Origin of the sequence: Brevundimonas sp. 2YAF1, from assembly GCF_052114745.1 — a bacterium.
Classification (GTDB): Bacteria; Pseudomonadota; Alphaproteobacteria; order Caulobacterales; family Caulobacteraceae; genus Brevundimonas.
In genome coordinates, this window is sequence record NZ_JBFRFI010000005.1 from 1 (window position 1) to 20903 (window position 20903).

Here is a 20903-nt window from a genome sequence, read left to right on the forward strand (position 1 = left end):
TTTAACGCCCGATTGCGGCGGAGGCGGTGTGTACCGCCCCTGGTTTTCAGTGTCAAGCAGTTCTTTTTAAAGAACTTCTTTTCACCCGGCCGCTCCCGAAGGAACAGCGGAGGCGGCTATCTAATGAAGGCCGAGCTCCAAGTCAACCGAACCAACCAACCTTTCTGCAGTTCCAAATGCCGAAGCTTTCAGAGCCGCAGAAGACCGACAGGAGAAGCGAAGAAGCTTCTCGCACCGGCAAATCAGCGATTTGATCGAAGCGCGGAGACTAATCGAACCGCCCGGCAGAAGCAAGAAGTTTTTCAGCTCCCTCTTCCCGCCAAAGCCCCGGAAACTCAATCCCGAAACCCTGCGGCCCCGCCCGTCTCCGAGCGAGGCGGGGATATACAAACCACCCCCCGACTCCACAACCCCGCGAACGACACTTCCATGAAAAACCGAACGAACAGGACTCCATAGACGCTCAGGAAAAATACCAGGATGCAGCCCCCTCCTATGCAGGAGCGTCCAGACCGCCGCGCGGACAGAACAAGCCACTTCAAGCTTTCCAGACCTTGGCCCCACCCCGCCGATGCGCGCCAGCCCGACAGCCCGGCCTGGCGAGCCAGAACCGGCACACAACCCGCCCCGAACACGCGCCGAGCGCCCCGCCGCCAGTAGACGGGTGAAATGTTGCGCCATCGCCGCTCCAACGCAGAACAGGCGCGTCGCAGATGGGGCGAGAGGCGCCTTGGCGCATTTTTATTCCACATTCGCGCCAGGTCGGGTTGCATCGCAGCATGGAGGGCGGCATAAGAGCGCCTCGTTTAGAGGTTTTCCCTTGTCCCACCGCGCTGCCATTGCTGTGATCCAGAGCCCCGCGAAAGCGGCTGCGGATCTGCGCCTGCTGTCGCTGGGCCTCCTCCTTCTTACCGTATCCCTTATTCCGCTCAGCCGAGCGGTGTGGATGCCTGCGACCTGACCTGAACCCAGCCAGAATCGCCCGCTTCACCCCGCTCCCTTCCGGCAGCGGGGTTTTTCATGTGCCCGGCACGGACCCATTAGGCAGAACCTTCCAAAAATCCGATGACCAGCTCTTCCGACAGCAAAAAACGACCCAATACGCGCAGTTCCGCCGTCACCCAGGGCCCCACCCGGGCCGCGGCGCGCTCCTATCTGCGCGCCGCAGGGATGCAGGACGCCGACTTCGACAAGCCGATGATCGCCATCGTCAACACCTGGTCGACCGTCACCCCCTGCAACATGCACCTGGACCGCCTCGCCAAGGACGTGCGCGCCGGGATCATCGCGGCGGGCGGCTATCCGGTCGACTTCAACACCATCGTCGTCACCGACGGCATCTCCATGGGCACCCAGGGGATGAAGGCCTCGCTGATTAGCCGTGAAGTCGTCGCCGACTCCATCGAGCTGGCCGTCGAGGGCCACCAGCTGGACGGCGTCGTCTGCATCGTCGGCTGCGACAAGACCATCCCGGCGGCGGCCATGGCCCTGGCCCGGATGGATATCCCCGGCCTGGTCTATTACGGCGGCACCATCCTGCCCGGCCGGATCGGCGAGAAGGAGGTCTCGGTCCAGGAGGTGTTCGAAGCCATCGGCGCCCACGGCGCCGGCGCCCTGTCCGACGAGGGCCTGAAGGCGGTCGAGAGCGCGGTCTGCCCCGGCGCCGGCGCCTGCGGCGGCCAGTTCACCGCCAACACCATGGCCATGGCCCTGTCGATGATGGGCATCTCGCCCATGGGCGCCAACGACGTCCCCGCCGTCGATCCCGGCAAGGGCGCCGAGGGCGAGCGCTGCGGCCGCCTGATCGTCGAACGCGTCTTCGCCGGCGACACCGCCCGCAAATACATCACCCGCGCCAGCCTGAAGAACGCCGCCATCGCCGTCTCGGCCTCGGGCGGCTCGACCAACGCCGTCATGCACCTGACCGCCATCGCCGCCGAGGCCGGCGTCGACTTCGGTATCGAGGACTGCCACCAGGCCTGCGTCGAGGCCCCCGTCATCTGCGACCTGAAACCCGGCGGCCGCTTCCTGGCCTCGCACCTGTTCGCGGCGGGCGGCACGCGTCTGGTCGCCCAGCGGCTGGCCGAGGCGGGCAAGATCGTCAACACGCCGACCGTCTCCGGCCGCAGCCTGTTTACTGAGGCCGCCGAGGCCGAGGAAACGCCCGGCCAGCAGGTCGTCACCAGCATGGACGCCCCCGTCATGGCGCGCGGCTCCTACGCCGTCATCTATGGCGACGTCGCCCCTGAAGGCGCCGTCATCAAGCTGACCGGCCACAAGGTCGATCGCTTCGAGGGCCCGGCCGCCGTGTTCGACTGCGAGGAAGACGCCTTCCACGCGGTTCAGGACGGCTCGGTCGGCGAAGGCGACGTCATCATCATCCGCTACGAAGGGCCCAAGGGCGGTCCCGGCATGCGCGAGATGCTGCAGGTCACCGCCGCCCTGAAGGGCCGCAAGATCGAGAACGTCGCCCTGCTGACCGACGGCCGCTTCTCGGGCGCCAGCTACGGATTCGTCGCCGGCCACGTCTCGCCCGAAGCGGCGGCGGGCGGCCCGATAGCCCTCATTCGCGATGGCGATCCTATCGTCATCGACGTCACCAACCGCCGGATCGACGTGCTCGTCGATCTGGAGGCGCGCCGGGCGGACTTCGCCCCCAACCGGGTCCGTCCGGCGCAAGGCGTTTTCGCGAAATACCGCGCCGCCGTCGCCTCCGCCTCGCAAGGGGCCGTGACCATTCCCAATCCCCCGCCGGCCCAAACCGCCGAAACCTATTCCAACGCCCCGATTTCTGAGGACGCCTGAACCATGGCCATCACCATCTACACCAACGACGACATCAAGCCGGGCGCCATCGCCGGCCAGCGCATCGCCGTCATCGGCTATGGCTCGCAGGGCCGCGCCCACGCCCAGAACCTGAAGGACTCGGGCCATGACGTCATCGTCGGCGTTCGCGAGGGCGGCACCGGCTGGAAACACGCCACCGCCGACGGCGTCCCCACCGCCGAGCCGGCCGAGGCCGTTCGCGGCGCCGACATCATCGCCATCCTGACCCCGGACATGATCCAGAACGAGGTCTATCGCGACATCATCGAGCCCAACGCCAAGCCGGGCGCCGCCCTGCTGTTCGCCCACGGCTTCTCGATCATCTACGACCGCATCACGCCGCGCGACGACATGGACGTCATCCTGGTCGCCCCCAAGGGTCCGGGCGATCTGGTCCGTCGCGAGTTCGCGCGCGGCCGCGGCGTCCCCTCGCTGTTCGCCATCGAGAAGGACGCGACGGGCAAGGCTAGAGACCGCGCCATGGGCTACGCCAAGGGCATCGGCGGCGCGACCGGCGGCCTGCTGGAGACCTCGTTCCGCGAAGAGACCGAGACGGATCTGTTCGGCGAGCAGGCCGTCCTGTGCGGCGGCGCGAAAGAGCTGGTCATGTCGGGCTTCAACACCCTGGTCGAGGCCGGTTACCAGCCCGAGATCGCCTACTTCGAATGCCTGCACGAGCTGAAGCTGATCGTGGACCTGTTCTACGAGGGCGGCATCTCCAAGATGCACCACTTCATCTCGGAAACGGCCAAGTGGGGCGCCGTCGCCTCGGGTCCGCGCGTCATCAACGACGAGACCCGCGCCCGCATGAAGGAAGTCCTGACCGAGATCCAGAATGGCGCCTTCGCCAAGAACTGGATCGCCGAGAACGAGGCCGGCAAGCCGCAGTACGCCGCCTGGCTGAAGTCGGACAGCGAGTCCCAGATCGAACAGACCGGCGCGCGCCTGCGCGAACGGATGGCCTGGCTGCAGACGGCCAAGTCCGAAGCCGCCTGAACCGTTGAAAGCATAGAGTGATCGTGATGAGCGCCGCTGCGCCCGCCTTGAAGACATCCCCCGACGCCGCTCCCCAGAGCGGCGCGCGCCTGCTGGTCTCCACGCTGGAGCGGCTGGGGGTGGATGTCGTCTTCGGCTATCCTGGCGGCGCCATCATGCCCATCTATGACGCCCTGACCGGCACGGGCCTGAAGCATATCCTGGTCCGTCACGAACAGGGTGCGGCCTTCGCCGCCGACGCCTATGCCCGCGCCTCGGGCAAGGTCGGCGTCTGCATGGCCACCTCCGGGCCCGGCGCCACCAATCTGATCACCGGCATCGCCAACGCCATGATGGATTCGGTGCCGATGGTCTGCATCACCGGCAACGTCCCCCAGGGCGTCATGGGCACCGACGCCTTCCAGGAGATCGACATCCTGGGCGTCACCCTGCCGATCGTGAAACACTCTATATTAGTGCGCGACGCGTCGGAGATTCCGGCCGCCGTCGAACAGGCCTTCCACATCGCCGCCTCGGGCCGTCCCGGCCCGGTCCTGGTCGACCTGCCCAAGGACGTCCAGTTCGCCACCGCCGTCGCCCCGTTCGGCTTCAACGTCCCCAACGAGACGATCCCGCTGAACCACGACGCGATCGCCGAGGCCGAACGCTTCATCCGCGCCGCCGAGCGCCCGCTGATCTACATCGGCGGCGGCGTGAAGATCGCCAAGGCCACCGAGGCCGTCCGCGCCTTCGCCGAGGCCACCGGCATCCCGGCCGTCGCGACCCTGAACGCCCTGGGCACCATCCCGACCGACGCCCCCGGCTTCCTGGGGATGCTGGGCATGCACGGCACGCGCGCCGCCAACGAGGCGGTCCAGTCGTCCGACCTTCTGATCGTCCTGGGCGCCCGCTTCGACGACCGCGCCACGGGCAAGCTGGCCGAGTTCGCGCCCCACGCCCGCGTCGTCCACTTCGACATCGACGCCTCCGAGATCGGCAAGCTGCGCGAGACCCATGTCGCGGTCGCCGGCGAACTGAAGCCCGGCGTCGAGGCCCTGACCGCGCGCTTGGCTGTTGCGCCCCTGGCCATCGACCCCTGGGTCATCCGCTGCGCCACAGCGGCGGTGCGTCACGCCGCCCGCTATGACGCCCCGGGCGAGGGCGTCTATGCGCCGGCCCTGCTGAAGCAATTGTCCGAGGCCGCCGGCGACCGCTTCGTCGCCGCCTGCGACGTCGGCCAGCATCAGATGTGGGCCGCACAGCACTGCCGCTTCTCGCGTCCTGAAGCCCACATCACCTCGGGCGGCCTGGGCGCCATGGGCTTCGGACTGCCCGCCGGCCTGGGCGCCAAGCTGGCCGCCCCCTCGGCCACGGTCGTCACCATCGCTGGCGACGGCGGCTTCATGATGAACATCCAGGAACTGGCGACGCTGAAACGCTACGGCGTCGCGCTGAAGATCGTCCTGCTGGACAACGCCTCGCTGGGCCTGGTGCGCCAGTGGCAGGAGCTGTTCTTCGAGGAGAACTATTCCGAGGTCGACCTGTCCGACAATCCGGACTTCGTGAAGGTGGCCGAGGCCTTCGGCATCGAGGCCTTCCGCATCGACCGTCGCGATCAGGTCGAGGCCGGCATCGCCCGCCTGCTGGCGGCCGACGGCCCCTGCCTGGCCCACGTCATCATCAACCCCAAAGAGAATGTCTGGCCTCTGGTTCCGCCGGGCAAGAGCAACGCTGAAATGATGGAAGGCGCATGACCATGAGCGACACCATTCACATCCAGATCGACCGGGCCGACGGCTCGCTTCAGCGTCTCATCGGCCTTGTAGAGCGCCGCGGCTTCCACATCGACGGCATGAGCATGGCCGACGAGGGTGTTTCGCGCCGCATCGCCCTGACCGTGCGCGGCCGCGACGCCGCGCGTTCCATCGACAACCTGGGTTGCCAGATCGACCGCCTGTTCGGCGTCGCTCGCATCCAGTCTTTCCACCCTGAGGCCGCGTAAAATGTCCCGAGTAGAACGAGTATCCAGAACCGCAGAAATCGCGGCGACCGATCCCAACCGCGTCATCATCTTCGACACCACCCTGCGCGACGGCGAACAGGCCCCCGGCTTCTCCATGTCGGTCGAGTCGAAACTGAAGATGGCCCATGTCCTTCGCGACCTGGGCGTGGACGTGATCGAGGCCGGCTTCGCCGCCGCCTCGCCGGGCGACGAGGAATGCATCCGGCGCGTCTGCGGCGAGATCGAGGGCCCGGTCTTCGCCTCGCTGTCGCGCGCCAACGAGAAGGACATCGACGCCTCGTTCCGGGGTCTGTCGCCGGCGCCGAAATCGCATCGTCGCTGCCATGTCTTCCTGGCCACCAGCCCGATCCACCGCTCGGCCAAGCTGCGGATGAGCACCAACGAGGTGCTGGCCACGATCTCGCGCACGGTGGAATACGCCGCCTCGATGTTCGACGACGTCGAGTTCTCGGCCGAGGACGCCTTCCGCACCGAGCCGGAGTTCCTGGCCGAGGCCCTGATGGCCGCCGCCGATGCGGGTGCCCAGACGCTGAACGTGCCGGACACCGTCGGCTACGCCACGCCCGAAGAAGTGCGTCAGCGCTTCGCTTATCTGGACGGGATCATCCGTCCGCGCCACGCGGACGTGATCTTCTCGTCGCACGCTCACAACGACCTGGGCCTGGCCGTCGCCAACTCCCTGGCCGCGGTCGAGGGCGGCGCGCGTCAGATCGAGGGCGCGATCAACGGCATCGGCGAACGCGCTGGAAACGCCTCGATCGAAGAGATCATCATGGCCCTGCGCACCCGCGCGGACCGCTATGGTCTGACAGTCGGCGCGGAGAGCCGTCACCTGGTGCGCGCGTCGGAGACCCTGCGCGAAGTGACCGAGACGGTCATCGCCCGCAACAAGGCCATCGTCGGCCTGAACGCCTTCGCCCACGAGGCCGGGATCCACCAGCACGGCATGATGGCCGACGCCCGCACCTACGAGATCATGCGTCCCCAGGACGTCGGTTTCGAGGGCAGCTACTTCGTGCTGGGCAAGCATTCCGGCCGCCACGCGGTCGGCAAGCGGGCCGAAGCCCTGGGGCACGTGCTGGAAGGCCAGCGCCTGGCCGACGTCTTCGCCGGCTTCAAACATCGCGCCGACCAGATCGGCGAAATCAATGACGCGGAACTGAGCGCCATCATCGCGGCCGTGACGGCCGCAGGCGCCTCCGCACAAATGGACAAGACCTATGCAACCGCTGGCTAAGAATATCTGGATCAACGGCGAACTGACGCCCTGGGCCGACGCCAAGATCCACGTCATGAGCCACGCCCTGCACTACGGCACCTCCGTGTTCGAAGGCATCCGCGTCTATGACACCCCCAACGGCCCGTGCGGCTTCCGCCTGACCGACCACATCCGCCGCCTGTTCGACAGCGCGCGCATCTATCACTTCCCCCTGCCCTTCACCGAGGACGAGCTGGTCCAGGCCTGCAAGGACGTGGTCCGCTCCGAGGGCCTGCGTTCGGCCTATCTGCGCCCCCTGGCCTTCCTGGGCGAGTGCGGCATGGGCGTGTCCCCGTCGCCTGAGAACATCCGCACCGACGTCATGATCTCGGCCTTCCCCTGGGGCGCCTATCTGGGCGAGGAAGCGCTGGAGAAGGGCGTCGACGCCTGCATCTCCAGCTGGAACCGCGTCGCCCCCAACACCATCCCGGCAGGGGCCAAGGCGGGCGGCAACTACCTGTCCGGCTATCTGATCGGGCGTGAAGCCCGCGTCCGCGGCTTCGGCGAAGGTATCGCCCTGGGCGCCGACGGCCTGTTGTCCGAAGGGGCCGGCGAGAACCTGTTCGTGGTCAAGGACGGCGTGCTGATGACGCCGCCCGCCGCCGCCTCCCTCCTGCAGGGCATCACCCGCGACAGCGTCATGAAGTTGGCGCGCAGCCTGGGCTATGAGGCCCGCGAACAGACCCTGCCGCGCGAAGCCCTCTACGTCGCCGACGAGGTCTTCATGACCGGCACCGCCGCCGAGATCACCCCCGTCCGCTCGGTTGACGGCATCCCTACCCGCGCCAACGGTCCTGGCCCGATCACCAAGGCAGTCAACAAGGCCTTCCGCGGCCTGTTCGACGGCACGACGCCCGACCGCTTCGGCTGGCTGGAGCCCATCGGCGAGGCTGCGACCTCTCCCAAGGAGCGCGTGCATGAGCCCGCCTAGGACCCTGTATGAAAAGGTCTGGGACCGGCACGTCGTCGTGCCGGAAACGGCCGAGACGCCCGGTGTAATGTATGTGGACCTGCACCTGGTCCACGAAGTCACCTCGCCCCAGGCCTTTTCCGAAATCGAGGCGCGCGGACTGAGGGTCCGCCGCCCCGACCGCACTTTCGCCACCCTGGACCACTCCACCCCGACCCTGCCGGCCGGCGCGGACGGCGAGCGGCCCTACTTCACCGCCGCCGCCAAAAACCAGGTCGAGACGCTGGAGGCCAACTGCGCACGCCACGGCGTCGAACTGGCCGGCTGGGATTCCGACCAACGCGGCGTGGTTCACGTCATGGGGCCCGAACTGGGCCTGACCCAGCCGGGCATGACCGTGGTCTGCGGCGACAGCCACACCGCCACGCATGGGGCGTTCGGAGCATTGGCGTTCGGCATCGGCACCTCCGAAGTCGGGCACGTCCTGGCCACCCAATGCCTGTTGCAGCGCCGGGCGAAATCCATGCGCGTCACCGTCGACGGGCGCTTGCGCCCCGGCGTCTCGGGCAAGGACATGGCTCTGGCCGTCATCGCCGCCATCGGCTTCGGCGGCGGCACCGGCTACGTCATCGAATACGCCGGCGAGGCCGTGCGCGCCCTGGACATGGAAGGGCGCATGACCCTGTGCAACATGTCCATCGAGGCGGGCGCCCGCGCGGGCATGATCGCCCCCGACCGCGTCACCATCGACTGGCTGCGCGGCCGCCGCCATGTCCCCGCCGACTTCGAGGCCGCCGCCGCCGACTGGCTGACCCTGGCCTCCGATCCCGGCGCGGCCTTCGATCAGGAAGTCGTGCTGGACGGCGCCGCCATCCGCCCCATGGCCACCTGGGGCACCACGCCTGACGCCGGCGCCCCCGTCGGCGCCCCCGTGCCGCAGCCGCGCTCGGACTCGGACCGCAAGGCCATCGACTACATGGGCTTCACCGCCGGCGAGGCGACGACCGGCCACAAGGTCGACGTGGTCTTCATCGGCAGTTGCACCAACGGCCGCCTGCCCGACCTGCGCGCCGCCGCCAACGTCCTGCGCGGCCGCAAGGTCCAGCCGGGCGTTCGCATGCTGGTCGTCCCCGGCTCCGAGGCCGTGCGTCGCGACGCCGAGGCCGAGGGTCTGGACCAGGTCTTCATCGCCGCCGGCGCCGAATGGCGCATCCCCGGCTGCTCCATGTGCATCGCCATGAACGGCGATTTCGTCGGCCCCGGCCAGTTGGCGGTCTCGACCTCCAACCGCAATTTCGAGGGCCGTCAGGGCAAGGGCGCCCGCACCATCCTGGCCAGCCCCGCCACCGCCGCCGCCAGCGCCGTCGCCGGCGTCTTGACCGACCCGCGCGCCTATCTGCCGGAGGCTCCCCTCATGCAGCCGAGCGCCGCGCGCGCGGCGGTAGGGGAGAAACATCATGTCTGAACCGTTCAAAGTCCTGACGTCGAAGACCCTGACCCTGAGCCAGGCCAATATCGACACCGATCAGATCATCCCGGCCCGCTTCCTGACCACCACGACGCGCGAGGGTCTGGGCGTCCACGCCTTCCACGACTGGCGCTATGAGGCCGACGGCTCGGCCAAGCCCGAGGCGGTGCTGAACCGCATCGATCCGACCGAACAGCGCATCCTGCTGGCCGGCCCCAACTTCGCCTGCGGTTCGTCGCGTGAGCACGCCCCCTGGGCCCTGCTGGACTATGGCTTCCGGGCGGTGATCTCGACCGAGATCGCCGACATCTTCACCTCCAATGCGCTGAAGAACGGCTTCCTGCCCATCGTCGTCGATCAGGCGACCTGGGACGACCTGTCCGCCCATCCCGAACAGCCCGTCACCATCGACCTGGAAGCCGGCGAGATCCGGCGCGGCAACGTCGCCCCCGTCCCGTTCAAGGTCGAGGCCTTCGCCCGCCAGTGCCTGCTCGACGGCGTCGACACCCTCGGCTGGCTGCAAGCCAAGCTGCCCTACATCCAGACCTACGAACGCTTCCGTGAGCCGGAGACCAACTGATGCCCAACACCCGCACCTTCAACATCGTGGTCCTGCCCGGCGACGGCGTCGGCCCTGAGGTGGCCCTGGCCGCCGAGCGCGTCCTGACCTGCATCGGCGACATCTACGGCCATCGCTTCGAGTTCGCCGAGCACCTGATCGGCGGCGCCGCCATCGACGCGACCGGCGAGGCCCTGCCCGAAGACACCAAGGCCGCCTGCCTGGCCTCCGACGCCGTCCTGCTGGGCGCGGTCGGCGGTCCCAAGTGGGATGGCGCCAAGGTCCGTCCCGAACAGGGTCTGCTGGCCATCCGCAAGGCCATGGGCCTGTACGCCAACCTGCGCCCGCTGCAGGTCTCGCCGGTCCTGGCCCACCTGTCGCCGCTGAAGAAGGAGATCGTCGAGGGCGTCGATCTGATCGTCTTCCGCGAGCTGACCAGCGGCGTCTATTTCGGCGAGAAGACCCGCACGGCAACCAGCGCCTCGGACCTGTGCGTCTATACGGTCGAGGAGATCGAACGCGTCGCCCGCGCCGCCTTCCAGGCCTCCGGCCAGCGTCGCGGCAAGGTCACCTCGGTCGACAAGGCCAATGTCATGGAGACCAGCCGCCTGTGGCGCGAGGTCGTGACCCGCATCCACGCCGAGGAATATCCGCAGATCACGCTGGAGCACGCCCTGGTCGACTCCATGGCCATGCACCTGATCCGCAAACCGCGCGAGTATGACGTCATCCTGACCGAGAATATGTTCGGCGACATCCTGTCGGACGAGATCTCGGTGCTGGGCGGCTCCATCGGCCTGCTGCCCTCGGCCTCGCTGGGCGGCAGCGGCCCCGGCCTGTTCGAGCCGATCCACGGCTCGGCCCCCGACATCGCCGGTCAGGATCTGGCCAACCCCATCGGCATGGTGCTGTCGGCGGCGATGATGCTGCGTCACAGCTTCGACCTGGAGGACGAGGCGGATTCCATCGAAGCCGCCGTCGCCGCCGTCCAAGCGTCCGGCGCCGTCACCGCTGATCTGGGCGGCGCCCTGGGCACCGTCGAGGCCACGCGCGCCATCGTCGACGCCATCCGCGCCATCCACTGGGCCGCCGCGCGCCACGTGCCGATGCACTGGGCCTGAGGCCTAAGAATATAAAGAAAGGGCGGGCCTCGCGGTCCGCCCTTTTGGCTTTCAGTTGTCGATCAGGCCCTGCAGCGCCACCGCCATCCGGCGCGCCAACTCCGCCTTCTGACCCTCATCGAGCTTCGAATAGCCGTCCGACAACTCACGCCCGATCGCCATCCCCATGATCAGGCCCGCCGCCAGACGCGCGCGAACCGGGGCGTCGGGACCGCCGATCCACTGGGCCAGCGGATCGAAGAAGCGATTGTTGGAGGTGCGCTGCATGACGTCCATGGCCTTGGCCGAACCGACCGAGCGCAGCAGGATCAGCAGGCCCCGCATCTTGGCGCCGCCGTCTTCGTCCTGACAGGGCATGACCTCGCCATAGACGATCTCGCGGGCCAGCCGCTCGCCGAAGTCCTCGCGCGCGCCGTCCATCAGGTCGCGGCCGTTCTTGCAACTGTCCAGGACGGCGACGAACAAATCTTCCTTGGACCCGAAGTAGCGGCTGATCAGGGCCGCATCCACGCCGACATCGCGCGCCACGTCGCGCATGCCGACGTCGTCGTAGCTTTCGGAACAAAAGCGTTCACGCGCCGCCTCCAGAATAGCCTGACGGGTCGCGTTGGCGTTACGCGGTCGGGGGGCGTCGCAAAGGACCAATTGGTCGTACTCCAATAAACCTTACCGCCTATATGGCTTTGTCATCAGGCGTTGACAAGCGGAACCGCCCTCATCATTAAGTCACCCAACGTTGACTGCCGCTTTCTCCCCCGAAGAGCGCCGGTCTGTTATGTATGAAATCCCTCCCAACAGGAGAATGCGCCGATGCGCACGGTGAAGATCGCGGTCGCGTCCGTCCTGATGACGGCCGCCCTTTATGGCTGTTCCAAGGGAGGCCAGGCCCCCGCGCCTCAGGCGCCGCCCGTTACGGTCGCCACCCCCCTGGTCCGTCAGGTCGTCGACTGGGACGAGGTCACCGGCCGCTTCGAGGCCCCTCGCTCGGTCGATGTGCGCGCCCGCGTCGGCGGCTATATCCAGGCCGTCCACTTCAAGGACGGCGACTTCGTCCGCCAGGGCCAACTGCTGTTCACGCTTGATCCGCGCCCGGCCCAGGCCGCGCTCGCATCCGCTCAGGCCCAGTTGGCCCAGGCCCAGGCCCAGCTGACCCTGGCCCGCACCGAGTTCGCCCGCTCTGAGGGCCTGCTGGCCTCGCAGGCCGTGTCGCAAGCCGAGGTCGACGCCAAGCGCGGCGCCGTGGCCCAGGCCCAGGCCGCCGTCTCGGCCGCCAACGCCGCCATCCGCGCCCGTCAGCTGGACGTCGAATTCACCCGTGTCGTCGCCCCCATCGCGGGCCGCGTGTCCGACCGCCGCGTCGATCCGGGCAACCTGATCGGCGGCGGTTCCTCGGCGGGCGACATCCTGACCACCATCGTCTCGGCCTCGCCGATCTATTTCGTCTTCGACGGCTCCGAAGCCCTGGCGCTGAAATATCAGCGCGACGCCCGTACCGGCGGCGCCGCGCCGATCCGCATCCGTCTGCAGGACGAGACCAGCTATGACCGCAGCGGCACGCTCGACTTCACCGACAACGCCATCGACACCGCCTCGGGCACGATCCGCCTGCGCGCCGTGGTCCCCAACGCCGACGGCTTCCTGAAGCCCGGCATGTTCGGCCAGGCCCAACTGGCCGGCGGCGGTTCCTATCAGGCCCTGCTGGTGCCTGACGCCGCCATCGCCACCGACGCCGCGCGTCGCGTGGTCATCGTCGTCAACGCCGACGGCACGACGGCCCCGCACGCGGTCCAGACCGGCCCGCTGGTCGACGGCCTGCGCGTCATTCGCTCGGGCCTGAAGCCGACCGACCGCGTCGTCATCGCCGGCGGTCAGCGCATCCAGATGCCGGGCATGAAGGTCTCGCCCAAGAACGGGACCATCGCCCCGGTCGCCCCGCAAGCGGGTGCGGCCCCCGTCACCCAGGCGGCGCCGGCCTCCAGCGCCTCCTTCGCCAACGCGGGCTGATCCTTCATGAACATCTCCCGCTTCTTCATCGACCGCCCGATTTTCGCGGGCGTGATATCGGTGTTCATCACCCTGATCGGCCTGTTCGCCTATCCGCTGCTGCCCCTGTCGCAGTATCCGGAGATCGCGCCCCCGACGATCACCATCAACGCCGCCTATCCCGGCGCCTCGGCCGAGACCCTGGCCGAGACCGTGGCGGCCCCCATCGAGCAGGAAGTCAACGGCGTCGAGAAGATGCTGTACCTGACCTCCTCGTCCACCTCGGACGGGGCGGTGGCGATCACCGTGACCTTCCAGCCCGGCACGAATCTCGATTCCGCCCAGGTGCTGGTGCAGAACCGCGTCGCCCTGGCCGAGCCGAAACTGCCCGAACAGGTCCGCCAGATCGGCGTGACGGTCAACAAGGCCGAAAGCGGCTTCCTGATGATCGTCGGCCTGACCTCGCCGGACGGCAGCCTGGATAACGACTACGTCGGCAACTACGCCAACTCGACCCTGCGCGACCGCCTGCTCCGCATCGACGGCGTGGGTCAGGTCCAGGTCTTCGGCGGCGGCAACTATTCGATGCGGATCTGGATCGACCCGGCCAAGGCGGCCGAGCGCGGTCTGACGGGTCCCGACATCGTCGCCGCCCTGCGCGCCCAGAACGTCCAGGCCGCGGCCGGCGCCATCGGCCAGCCGCCTTTCGCCACCAACGCCGCCGCCTTCCAGCTGCCGGTCCAGGTGCAAGGCCGCCTGTCCGATCCTGATCAGTTCGCCGACGTGGTCATCAAGACCGATGCCCAAGGCCGCGTGACCCGCGTCCGCGACGTCGCCCGCGTCGACCTGGGCGCTCAGGACTATGGCATCCGCGGCTTCTTCGACGGCCAGCGCGGCGTCGGCATCGCCATCGTCCAGCAACCCGGCGCCAACGCCCTGGGCACCGCCAAACGGGTCCTGGCCGAGGTCGACGCCATCAAGGCCGACCTGCCGGCCGGCATGGCCGCCTCCATCCCCTACAACCCGACCGAATTCGTCGCCGCCTCGGTCGAGGCGGTGCAGCACACGGTGTTCGAAGCCGTCGTCCTGGTGGCCATCGTCGTCCTGGTGTTCCTCCAGACCTGGCGCGCGGCGATCATCCCCATCATCGCCATCCCGGTCGCCCTGGTCGGCACCTTCGCCGTTCAACTGGCGCTAGGCTATTCGATCAACTCCCTGTCGCTGTTCGCCCTGGTTCTGGCCGTCGGCATCGTCGTCGATGACGCCATCATCGTGGTCGAGAACGTCGAGCGCTACCTGCGCCAGGGGCTGATGCCCAAGGAGGCCGCCTACCGCTCCATGCAGGAGGTTTCGGGCGCCCTGATCGCCATCGGCCTGGTGCTGACGGCGGTGTTCGTGCCGACCGCCTTCGTGCCCGGCATCCCCGGGATCTTCTATCGCCAGTTCGCCGTCACCATCGCCTCGGCTACGCTGATCTCCCTGGTGGTGTCCCTGACCCTGTCGCCCGCCCTGGCCGCCCTGCTGCTCAAGCCGCACAACGTCCACGGCCATCAGCGCAAGCCCGGCCTGTGGGGCACGCTCGCCTATTACGGCGGCTGGGCCGGCGCCAAGTTCAACCAGGGCTTCGACTGGCTTTCTGACAAGTACGGTCGCCTGACCGCGCGCCTGGTGCGCACGGTGATGCTCGTCCTGATCGTCTACGTCGGTCTGCTGGGCCTGACCGCTTGGCGCCTGGTGGACACGCCGTCGGGCTTTATCCCCGAACAGGATCAGGGCTTCCTGATCGGCGTCATCCAGCTTCCGGCCGGCGCCTCGCTGGACCGCACCGAAGCCGTGATGAAGCGCGCCAACGAGATCATCCAGAAAACCGATGGCGTCGACGGCACCGTCGCCTTCGCCGGTCTCGACGGCTCCAGCTTCTCGTTCGGCTCCAACGCCGCGACCATCTTCGTGCGCCTCGACGCCTTCGAGAACCGCACCAAGGAACAGGCCGCGGTCGCCCTGGCCCACACCATCACCGGCGCCACGACCGGCATCCAGGAAGCCAATATCTTCGTCATCGCCCCCCCGGCCGTTCAGGGCCTGGGCAACGGCAACGGCTTCAAGATGATGATCCAGGACCGTTCCGGCGCAGGCTACCGCGCGCTGGAAGGGGCCACCTTCGCCATGATGGGCGGCGCCGCCCAGATGCCCGACAAGGTGCAGCAGGTCTTCTCGACCTACAACACCGGCTCGCCGCGCATCGCCGCCGACGTCGATCGTGACAAGGCCCTGATGATGGGCGTCCAGCCTTCAGCGGTGTTCGACACCCTCGGCGTCTATCTGGGCTCGTCCTACATCAACGACTTCAACCTGCTGGGTCGCACCTTCCGCGTCACCGCCCAGGCTGAACCGTCGGCCCGCGACGACATCGCCGACATCGCCAACCTGAAGACCCGTTCGGCCTCCGGCGCTATGGTGCCGATCGGCGCCGTCGCCAACCTGCGCGAGGACTCCGGTCCGGCCCGCGTCGTCCGCTACAACCTGTTCCCGGCTTCCGAGCTTCAGGGCCAGGCCGCGCCGGGCGTCTCGTCCGGCCAGGCGATCGCGGCGATGGAACAGCTGGCGGCCAAGGCTCTGCCGCAAGGCTTCAGCTACGAATGGACCGAACTGGCCCTTCAGGAGAAGGAAGCCTCGGGCGGCGCCTCCATCATCTTCGTGATGGCCGTCGTCTTCGTCTTCCTGGTGCTGGCGGCCCAGTATGAGGCCTTCACCCTGCCGCTCGCGGTGGTGCTGATCGTGCCGATGTGTCTGCTTGCGGCCATGATCGGGGTGAACATCCGCGGGCTGGACAACAACATCCTGGTCCAGATCGGCCTGGTCGTCCTGATTGCGCTGGCGGCCAAGAACGCCATCCTGATCGTCGAGTTCGCCAGACAGGCGGAAGAAGAAAACGGCATGGATCGCTTCGAAGCGGCTGTTTACGCCGCCAAGGTGCGTCTGCGTCCGATCCTGATGACCTCCTTCGCCTTCATCTTCGGCGTCATGCCGCTGATGCTGGCGACGGGCCCCGGCGCCGAAATGCGCCAGTCGCTGGGCACCGCCGTCGTCTCCGGCATGTTGGGCGTGACCTTCTTCGGTCTGATCTTCACCCCGGTCTTCTACGTCATGATGCGCTGGCTCTCGGCCAAACTGCCCCAGAAGCCTTCCAAACCGCGCGAGTTGCCGACCACCTACGGTACGCCCGCCCATGATCCGTACGACCCCACCGACCCCGCGCCGGCCGCGCCCCAATCGGCCAGCCCGCGCCTGGGAGACGCCTGATGAACCGTAAAGCCCTTCCCCTCCTGACCGCCTCCAGCGCCGCGCTTCTTCTCGCAGCCTGCGCGGTCGGGCCGAAGGCCCCCGACGCCGCCCTTCCCCCCCAGGCGTCGGGCGCCTTCATCGGCTCCCAGAACGCCTCGGTTTCGACCGAGGCCGCCCGCGACGACTGGTGGCGGCTCTATAACGACGCCACGCTGGACGGTCTGATCCAGCAGGCGCTGACCGAGAACAATGACCTGGAGGCGGCCGCGGCCAATCTGCGCGCCGTCCGGGCCTCGCTGTCCGAAGCCCGCGCCGGGCGTCTGCCCTCGACCAATCTGAGCGCCTCGGGCCAATACGGCCGCGCCTCGGCCGATACCGTCGGCGGCAACAACGGCCAGCCGTTGAAGAATGTCGAGACCTATAGCGCCGGTCTCGACATGGCGTATGAGATCGACCTGTTCGGTCGCGTCGGCTCGGTCATCCGCGCCGCCCGCGCCGACGCCGACGCCGCTCGTGAGGCGCTGGAGATCGTCCGCATCTCGGTCGCTGCCGAAACGGCCCGGGCCTACGCCGACACCTGTTCGGCCAACGCCCAGATCGCGGTGGCCGAACGCACCATCGACCTGCAAGGCAAGACCGTCGACCTGACCCAGCGCCTGCTGGATGGCGGTTCCGGCAACGGTCTGGACGTGGCCCGCGCCCGCGCGTCGCTGGAATCCACCCGCGCCAGCCTCCCGCCCCTGCGGGCTCAGCGCGACGGCGCCCTCTATCGTCTCGCCACCCTGACCGGGCGCACCCCGGCCGAGGCCAGCGAGGCGGCGCGCGGTTGCCAGTCGCCGCCGCAGCTGTCGCAGCCGATCCCGATCGGCGACGGCGCGGCGCTTCTGGCCCGTCGTCCCGACGTGCGTCAGGCCGAGCGCAAGCTGGCGGCCGCTGCCGCCCGCGTGAACGTGGCCACCGCCAGCCTCTATCCGACCATCAGCCTGGGCGGGTCGGTCGGCACCTCGGCGCTTGAAACGAACCAACTGGGCAAGTCCACCAGCTTCAACTTCAGCGTCGGCCCGCTGATCAGCTGGTCCTTCCCCAACATCGCCGTGGCCCGCGCCCGCATCAAACAGGCCGGCGCCCTGACCGACGCGGCCCTGGCGACCTTCGACCAGACCGTGCTGACGGCGCTGCAGGAAACCGAGACGGCGCTCAGCGCCTACGCCAACGAACTGGACCGTCGCACGGCCCTGACCACGGCGCGGGATCAGGCGGCGACCGCCGCCCGCCTGTCGCGCCTACGCTTCGACGCCGGCGCCGACAGTTTCCTGACGGTGCTGGATTCCGAACGGACCCTGGCCGGCGCCGACGCCGCCCTCGCCGCTTCGGAAGCTCAGGTCACCACCTACCAGATCGCCCTATTCAAGGCCCTGGCGGGCGGCTGGGACCAGGCCCCCAACCCGGAAGCCTGATCGTCCGATCATCGCTGAAAATGCAAACGCCCGGCAGGTTCGACCCCGCCGGGCGTTTTCTTTTGGCCGCATTCACGTTGAGTGTTGGCACAGTCCATTGATCGCCAATGCCGATGTCTCCCTTCCCCCTCGATGGGGGAAGGGCCGGGGATGGGGGTGAGGGCGCTACCTCGAAGGTTGAACGCATGAGGCACGGCGTCTCTCCGGCCTTTATTTGGAACAGTCTGCCTCCACCCCCACCCAACCCTCCCCCATCGAGGGGGAGGGCTTTACCCGAGGATCGGGCGCCCCGTGCGCTCGACGTCCGCTTGTCCCGCGGCAAGGTCATCCAACCCTCTATTGGAACTATTGGAGGTCGTTTGCAGAAAATTTGTGCGCTCATGGCGTGACCCCCGCGTGAAGAATGCTCTAGGACAGGGGCGTGACCACTCCCGCCGCGCCCTCCCCCGCCGCCGCCGAGATCGCCGCCGCCCCCTCGCCTGCGACAGCGCTGGCGCACGCGCGGCGCGTGGTGGTCAAGATCGGCTCCTCCCTGCTCATCGACCACGCGACTCGCGCCGTCGCTCGCGACTGGCTGGCCTCCCTGGCTCAGGACATCGCCGCCCTTCGCCAGCAAGGCCGCGAGGTTATCGTCGTCTCCTCCGGCGCCGTGGCCCTGGGGCGCGGACGGCTGAACACCACGCCCGGTCGGCTGCAGGACAAGCAGGCCGCCGCCGCCGTCGGCCAGACCCTGCTGATGCACGCCTGGGAAGAGGCCCTCGCCCCGCACGGCCTGATCACCGCCCAGGTCCTCTTGACCCGCGACGACACCGAACGCCGCCGCCGCTGGCTCAACGCCCGCGCCACGGTCGAAGCCCTGCTGGCCCACGGCGTCGTCCCCGTGGTCAATGAGAACGACACCGTCGCCACCGAGGAAATCCGCTACGGCGACAACGACCGGCTGGCCGCCCGCGCCGCGCAACTGGCGCGCGCCGACCTGCTGATCCTGCTGTCCGACGTGGACGGCCTCTACACCGCCGATCCGCGCCGCGATCCCGACGCCCGCCACCTGCCCCTGGTGGAGACGCTCAGTGCCGACATCCTGAGCATGGCGACAGGGCCGAACATGACGGCCGGGGTGGGCGCCGGCGGCATGGCGACCAAGCTGGCCGCCGCCCAGATCGCCCGCTCGGCCGGCTGCGCCACCGTCATCGCCTCGGGCCTGACCCTGCATCCGCTGAAGGCCGTCACCGAGGGCGCCCGCGCCACCCTGATCACCGCCCCGGCCACGCCGCTGGCCGCGTGGAAGCAGTGGATCGCCGGCAGCATGGCCCCCGGCGGCGCCCTGACGCTGGACGACGGCGCCGTGCGCGCCCTGAAGTCGGGCAAGAGCCTGCTGCCCTCGGGCATCGCCTCGGTCAGCGGCGTCTTCGAAAAGGGCGACAGCTTGCGCCTGCTCGACACCAGCGGCGCCGTCGTCGGCGTCGGTCTGGCTTCCTATCCCGCCGACGAGATCGCCCTGATCCGGGGCCGCCATTCCGACGAGATCGAAACCCTGCTGGGCTATCGCGGCCCCTCCGTCGTGATCCACCGCGACGACCTGGTGCTGGAAACCCGATGACCGACGTAGCCGCCCTCATGCTCGACATGGGCCGCCGCGCCCGCGCCGCCGCCGACGCCCTTCGCGCCACAACGCCGGACGCCCGCACCGAGGCCCTGACCCGCCTCGCCGCCGGCTTGCGCGCCGCCGAGGCCGAGATCCTGACCGCCAACGCCCGCGACATCGAAAACGCCCGCGCCTCGGGCTTGTCCGAGGCCCTGATCGACCGGCTGGCCCTGTCCCCCGCCCGCGTCGAGAGCATGGCCACAGCCGTCGAGACCATCGCCGCCCAGCCCGATCCGGTCGGCTCCGAGATGGCCCGCTGGACCCCCGCCAACGGTCTGGACATCACCCGCGTCCGCACCCCCATTGGCGTGCTGGGCGTCATCTACGAGAGCCGCCCCAACGTCACCGCCGACGCCGCCGCCCTCTGCCTGCGCTCGGGCAACGCCGCCATCCTGCGCTGCGGTTCGGACTGCCTGGAGTCCTCGCGCGCCATCGCCGCCGTGGTCGCCCGCGCCGTGACCGAGGCCGGCCTGCCCGCCGACGCGATCCAGCTGGTGCCCGTGCCTGACCGCGAGGCGGTGGGCGCCATCCTGTCTGGGCTTGAGGGGGCCATCGACCTGATCATCCCGCGCGGCGGCAAGAGCCTGGTCGCCCGCGTTCAGGCGGAAGCGAAAGCCCCCGTGCTCGGCCACCTCGAAGGCCTCTGCCACACCTATCTCGACGCCGCCGCCGACCTCGACGTCGCCCGCCGCGTCGCCGTCAACGCCAAGATGCGCCGCGTCTCGGTCTGCGGCGCCACCGAGACCCTGCTGGTCGATCGCGCGGCCGCCGAGCGCCTGCTGCCCGCCGTCGCCGCCGACCTGATCGCCGCCGGCTGCGAACTGCGCGGCGACGAAGCGACCCGCGCCCTGGTCCCCGAGGCCGCCGCAGCGACCGAGGCTGACTGGACCATCGAATACCTGGCCCCCATCCTGTCGGTGCGGGTCGTGGACGGGGTGCAGGGCGCGGTCGAGCACATTCGCCGCTACGGCTCGGGTCATACCGAGGCCATCATCACCACCGACGCCGATGCCGCCGAACGCTTCGCCAACGGGATCGACAGCGCCATCGTCCTGATCAACGCCTCGACCCAGTTCGCCGACGGCGGCGAGTTCGGCTTCGGCGGCGAGATCGGCATCTCGACCTCGAAACTGCACGCGCGCGGCCCCGTCGGCGCCGAACAGCTGACCACCTACAAGTACGTGGTGCGCGGCCAGGGCCAGACCCGGCCCTAGCCCGCGCCGTCACCCCGGCCCAGCGGCTCAGCCGCGCCGAGCCGGGACCGCCACAGACTCACCGCCAGCATCTTGGGCGGTCCCCGATAACGGCTCCGCCGTTTCCGGGATGACGCCGACCATGCGCGGGCCTCAAGCAGCCCAGAGGGCGGTAGGCCGGGAACAATGCGCCTCAAGCA

General features: G+C 68.7%; 15 protein-coding genes. 14 read left to right on the forward strand and 1 reads right to left on the reverse strand.

Translation table 11 applies throughout. The features are described 5' to 3' along the window. The first annotated feature begins 1065 nt into the window (after positions 1-1065). The 9 genes from ilvD to leuB are packed head-to-tail and all read left to right on the forward strand — an operon-like array spanning position 1066 to position 11140. On the forward strand, positions 1066-2805 hold the full coding sequence (gene ilvD / locus AB4Y68_RS08115; protein WP_441455015.1) for a dihydroxy-acid dehydratase: 1740 nt from the start codon (positions 1066-1068) through the stop codon (positions 2803-2805). Between the two features lie 3 nt (positions 2806-2808). Continuing rightward, positions 2809-3822 carry a ketol-acid reductoisomerase gene (gene ilvC, locus AB4Y68_RS08120; protein WP_441455016.1) on the forward strand — a complete coding sequence of 338 codons (1014 nt, stop codon included), beginning with the start codon at positions 2809-2811 and terminating at the stop codon, positions 3820-3822. A 26-nt stretch (positions 3823-3848) separates the two neighbouring features. After that, a complete protein-coding gene (gene ilvG, locus AB4Y68_RS08125; protein ID WP_441455017.1) occupies positions 3849-5555 on the forward strand; it encodes an acetolactate synthase 2 catalytic subunit in 1707 nt (568 codons plus the stop codon). 2 nt (positions 5556-5557) lie between these two features. Then, positions 5558-5803 carry an ACT domain-containing protein gene (locus tag AB4Y68_RS08130; protein WP_441455018.1) on the forward strand — a complete coding sequence of 82 codons (246 nt, stop codon included), beginning with the start codon at positions 5558-5560 and terminating at the stop codon, positions 5801-5803. A 1-nt stretch (position 5804) separates the two neighbouring features. Further along, positions 5805-7061 (forward strand): 2-isopropylmalate synthase, encoded by a 1257-nt coding sequence (locus AB4Y68_RS08135; RefSeq protein ID WP_441455019.1) that lies wholly within the window; start codon positions 5805-5807, stop codon positions 7059-7061. Then, positions 7045-8013, forward strand: a complete 969-nt coding sequence (locus AB4Y68_RS08140) for a branched-chain amino acid transaminase (protein ID WP_441455020.1) — start codon at positions 7045-7047, stop codon at positions 8011-8013. The genes AB4Y68_RS08135 and AB4Y68_RS08140 overlap by 17 nt, the downstream gene beginning before the upstream one ends. Then, entirely contained in the window at positions 8000-9457 is a 1458-nt protein-coding gene (gene leuC / locus AB4Y68_RS08145; RefSeq protein WP_441455021.1) for a 3-isopropylmalate dehydratase large subunit, read from the forward strand. Before AB4Y68_RS08140 ends, leuC begins: the two co-directional genes overlap by 14 nt. Continuing rightward, positions 9450-10040, forward strand: coding sequence for a 3-isopropylmalate dehydratase small subunit (leuD, locus tag AB4Y68_RS08150; RefSeq protein WP_441455022.1), 591 nt, complete (start codon positions 9450-9452; stop codon positions 10038-10040). The genes leuC and leuD overlap by 8 nt, the downstream gene beginning before the upstream one ends. Then, positions 10040-11140: a 3-isopropylmalate dehydrogenase gene (gene leuB / locus AB4Y68_RS08155; protein WP_441455023.1), complete on the forward strand. Its 1101-nt coding sequence runs from the start codon at positions 10040-10042 to the stop codon at positions 11138-11140. The genes leuD and leuB overlap by 1 nt, the downstream gene beginning before the upstream one ends. 51 nt (positions 11141-11191) lie before the next feature. Here leuB and AB4Y68_RS08160 read toward each other — a convergent pair whose 3' ends face one another. Beyond that, positions 11192-11785, reverse strand: a complete 594-nt coding sequence (locus AB4Y68_RS08160; protein ID WP_441455024.1) for a TetR/AcrR family transcriptional regulator — start codon at positions 11783-11785, stop codon at positions 11192-11194. Between the two features lie 165 nt (positions 11786-11950). On the opposite strand from AB4Y68_RS08160, the gene AB4Y68_RS08165 reads away from it, so the two are divergent. From AB4Y68_RS08165 to AB4Y68_RS08185, 5 genes are all read left to right on the forward strand, one after another. Further along, positions 11951-13144, forward strand: a complete 1194-nt coding sequence (locus tag AB4Y68_RS08165) for an efflux RND transporter periplasmic adaptor subunit (RefSeq protein WP_441455025.1) — start codon at positions 11951-11953, stop codon at positions 13142-13144. 6 nt (positions 13145-13150) lie between these two features. Beyond that, a complete protein-coding gene (locus tag AB4Y68_RS08170; protein WP_441455026.1) occupies positions 13151-16426 on the forward strand; it encodes an efflux RND transporter permease subunit in 3276 nt (1091 codons plus the stop codon). Beyond that, the gene (locus tag AB4Y68_RS08175; protein WP_441455027.1) at positions 16426-17865 is read left to right on the forward strand and encodes an efflux transporter outer membrane subunit; all 1440 of its coding nucleotides are present in this window, start codon (positions 16426-16428) and stop codon (positions 17863-17865) included. Before AB4Y68_RS08170 ends, AB4Y68_RS08175 begins: the two co-directional genes overlap by 1 nt. Positions 17866-18325: 460 nt before the next feature. Beyond that, a complete protein-coding gene (proB, locus tag AB4Y68_RS08180) occupies positions 18326-19465 on the forward strand; it encodes a glutamate 5-kinase (RefSeq protein ID WP_441455289.1) in 1140 nt (379 codons plus the stop codon). Beyond that, the gene (locus AB4Y68_RS08185; RefSeq protein ID WP_441455028.1) at positions 19462-20724 is read left to right on the forward strand and encodes a glutamate-5-semialdehyde dehydrogenase; all 1263 of its coding nucleotides are present in this window, start codon (positions 19462-19464) and stop codon (positions 20722-20724) included. Before proB ends, AB4Y68_RS08185 begins: the two co-directional genes overlap by 4 nt. Positions 20725-20903: the final 179 nt, after the last annotated feature.

Bases quoted from the DNA above. Each gene is read 5' to 3' on its own strand.
- ilvD (WP_441455015.1), top strand. From the start codon at position 1,066: ATGACCAGCTCTTCCGACAGCAAAAAACGACCCAATACGCGCAGTTCC.
- ilvC (WP_441455016.1), top strand. From the start codon at position 2,809: ATGGCCATCACCATCTACACCAACGACGACATCAAGCCGGGCGCCATC.
- ilvG (WP_441455017.1), top strand. From the start codon at position 3,849: ATGAGCGCCGCTGCGCCCGCCTTGAAGACATCCCCCGACGCCGCTCCC.
- AB4Y68_RS08130 (WP_441455018.1), top strand. From the start codon at position 5,558: ATGAGCGACACCATTCACATCCAGATCGACCGGGCCGACGGCTCGCTT.
- AB4Y68_RS08135 (WP_441455019.1), top strand. From the start codon at position 5,805: ATGTCCCGAGTAGAACGAGTATCCAGAACCGCAGAAATCGCGGCGACC.
- AB4Y68_RS08140 (WP_441455020.1), top strand. From the start codon at position 7,045: ATGCAACCGCTGGCTAAGAATATCTGGATCAACGGCGAACTGACGCCC.
- leuC (WP_441455021.1), top strand. From the start codon at position 8,000: ATGAGCCCGCCTAGGACCCTGTATGAAAAGGTCTGGGACCGGCACGTC.
- leuD (WP_441455022.1), top strand. From the start codon at position 9,450: ATGTCTGAACCGTTCAAAGTCCTGACGTCGAAGACCCTGACCCTGAGC.
- leuB (WP_441455023.1), top strand. From the start codon at position 10,040: ATGCCCAACACCCGCACCTTCAACATCGTGGTCCTGCCCGGCGACGGC.
- AB4Y68_RS08165 (WP_441455025.1), top strand. From the start codon at position 11,951: ATGCGCACGGTGAAGATCGCGGTCGCGTCCGTCCTGATGACGGCCGCC.
- AB4Y68_RS08170 (WP_441455026.1), top strand. From the start codon at position 13,151: ATGAACATCTCCCGCTTCTTCATCGACCGCCCGATTTTCGCGGGCGTG.
- AB4Y68_RS08175 (WP_441455027.1), top strand. From the start codon at position 16,426: ATGAACCGTAAAGCCCTTCCCCTCCTGACCGCCTCCAGCGCCGCGCTT.
- AB4Y68_RS08185 (WP_441455028.1), top strand. From the start codon at position 19,462: ATGACCGACGTAGCCGCCCTCATGCTCGACATGGGCCGCCGCGCCCGC.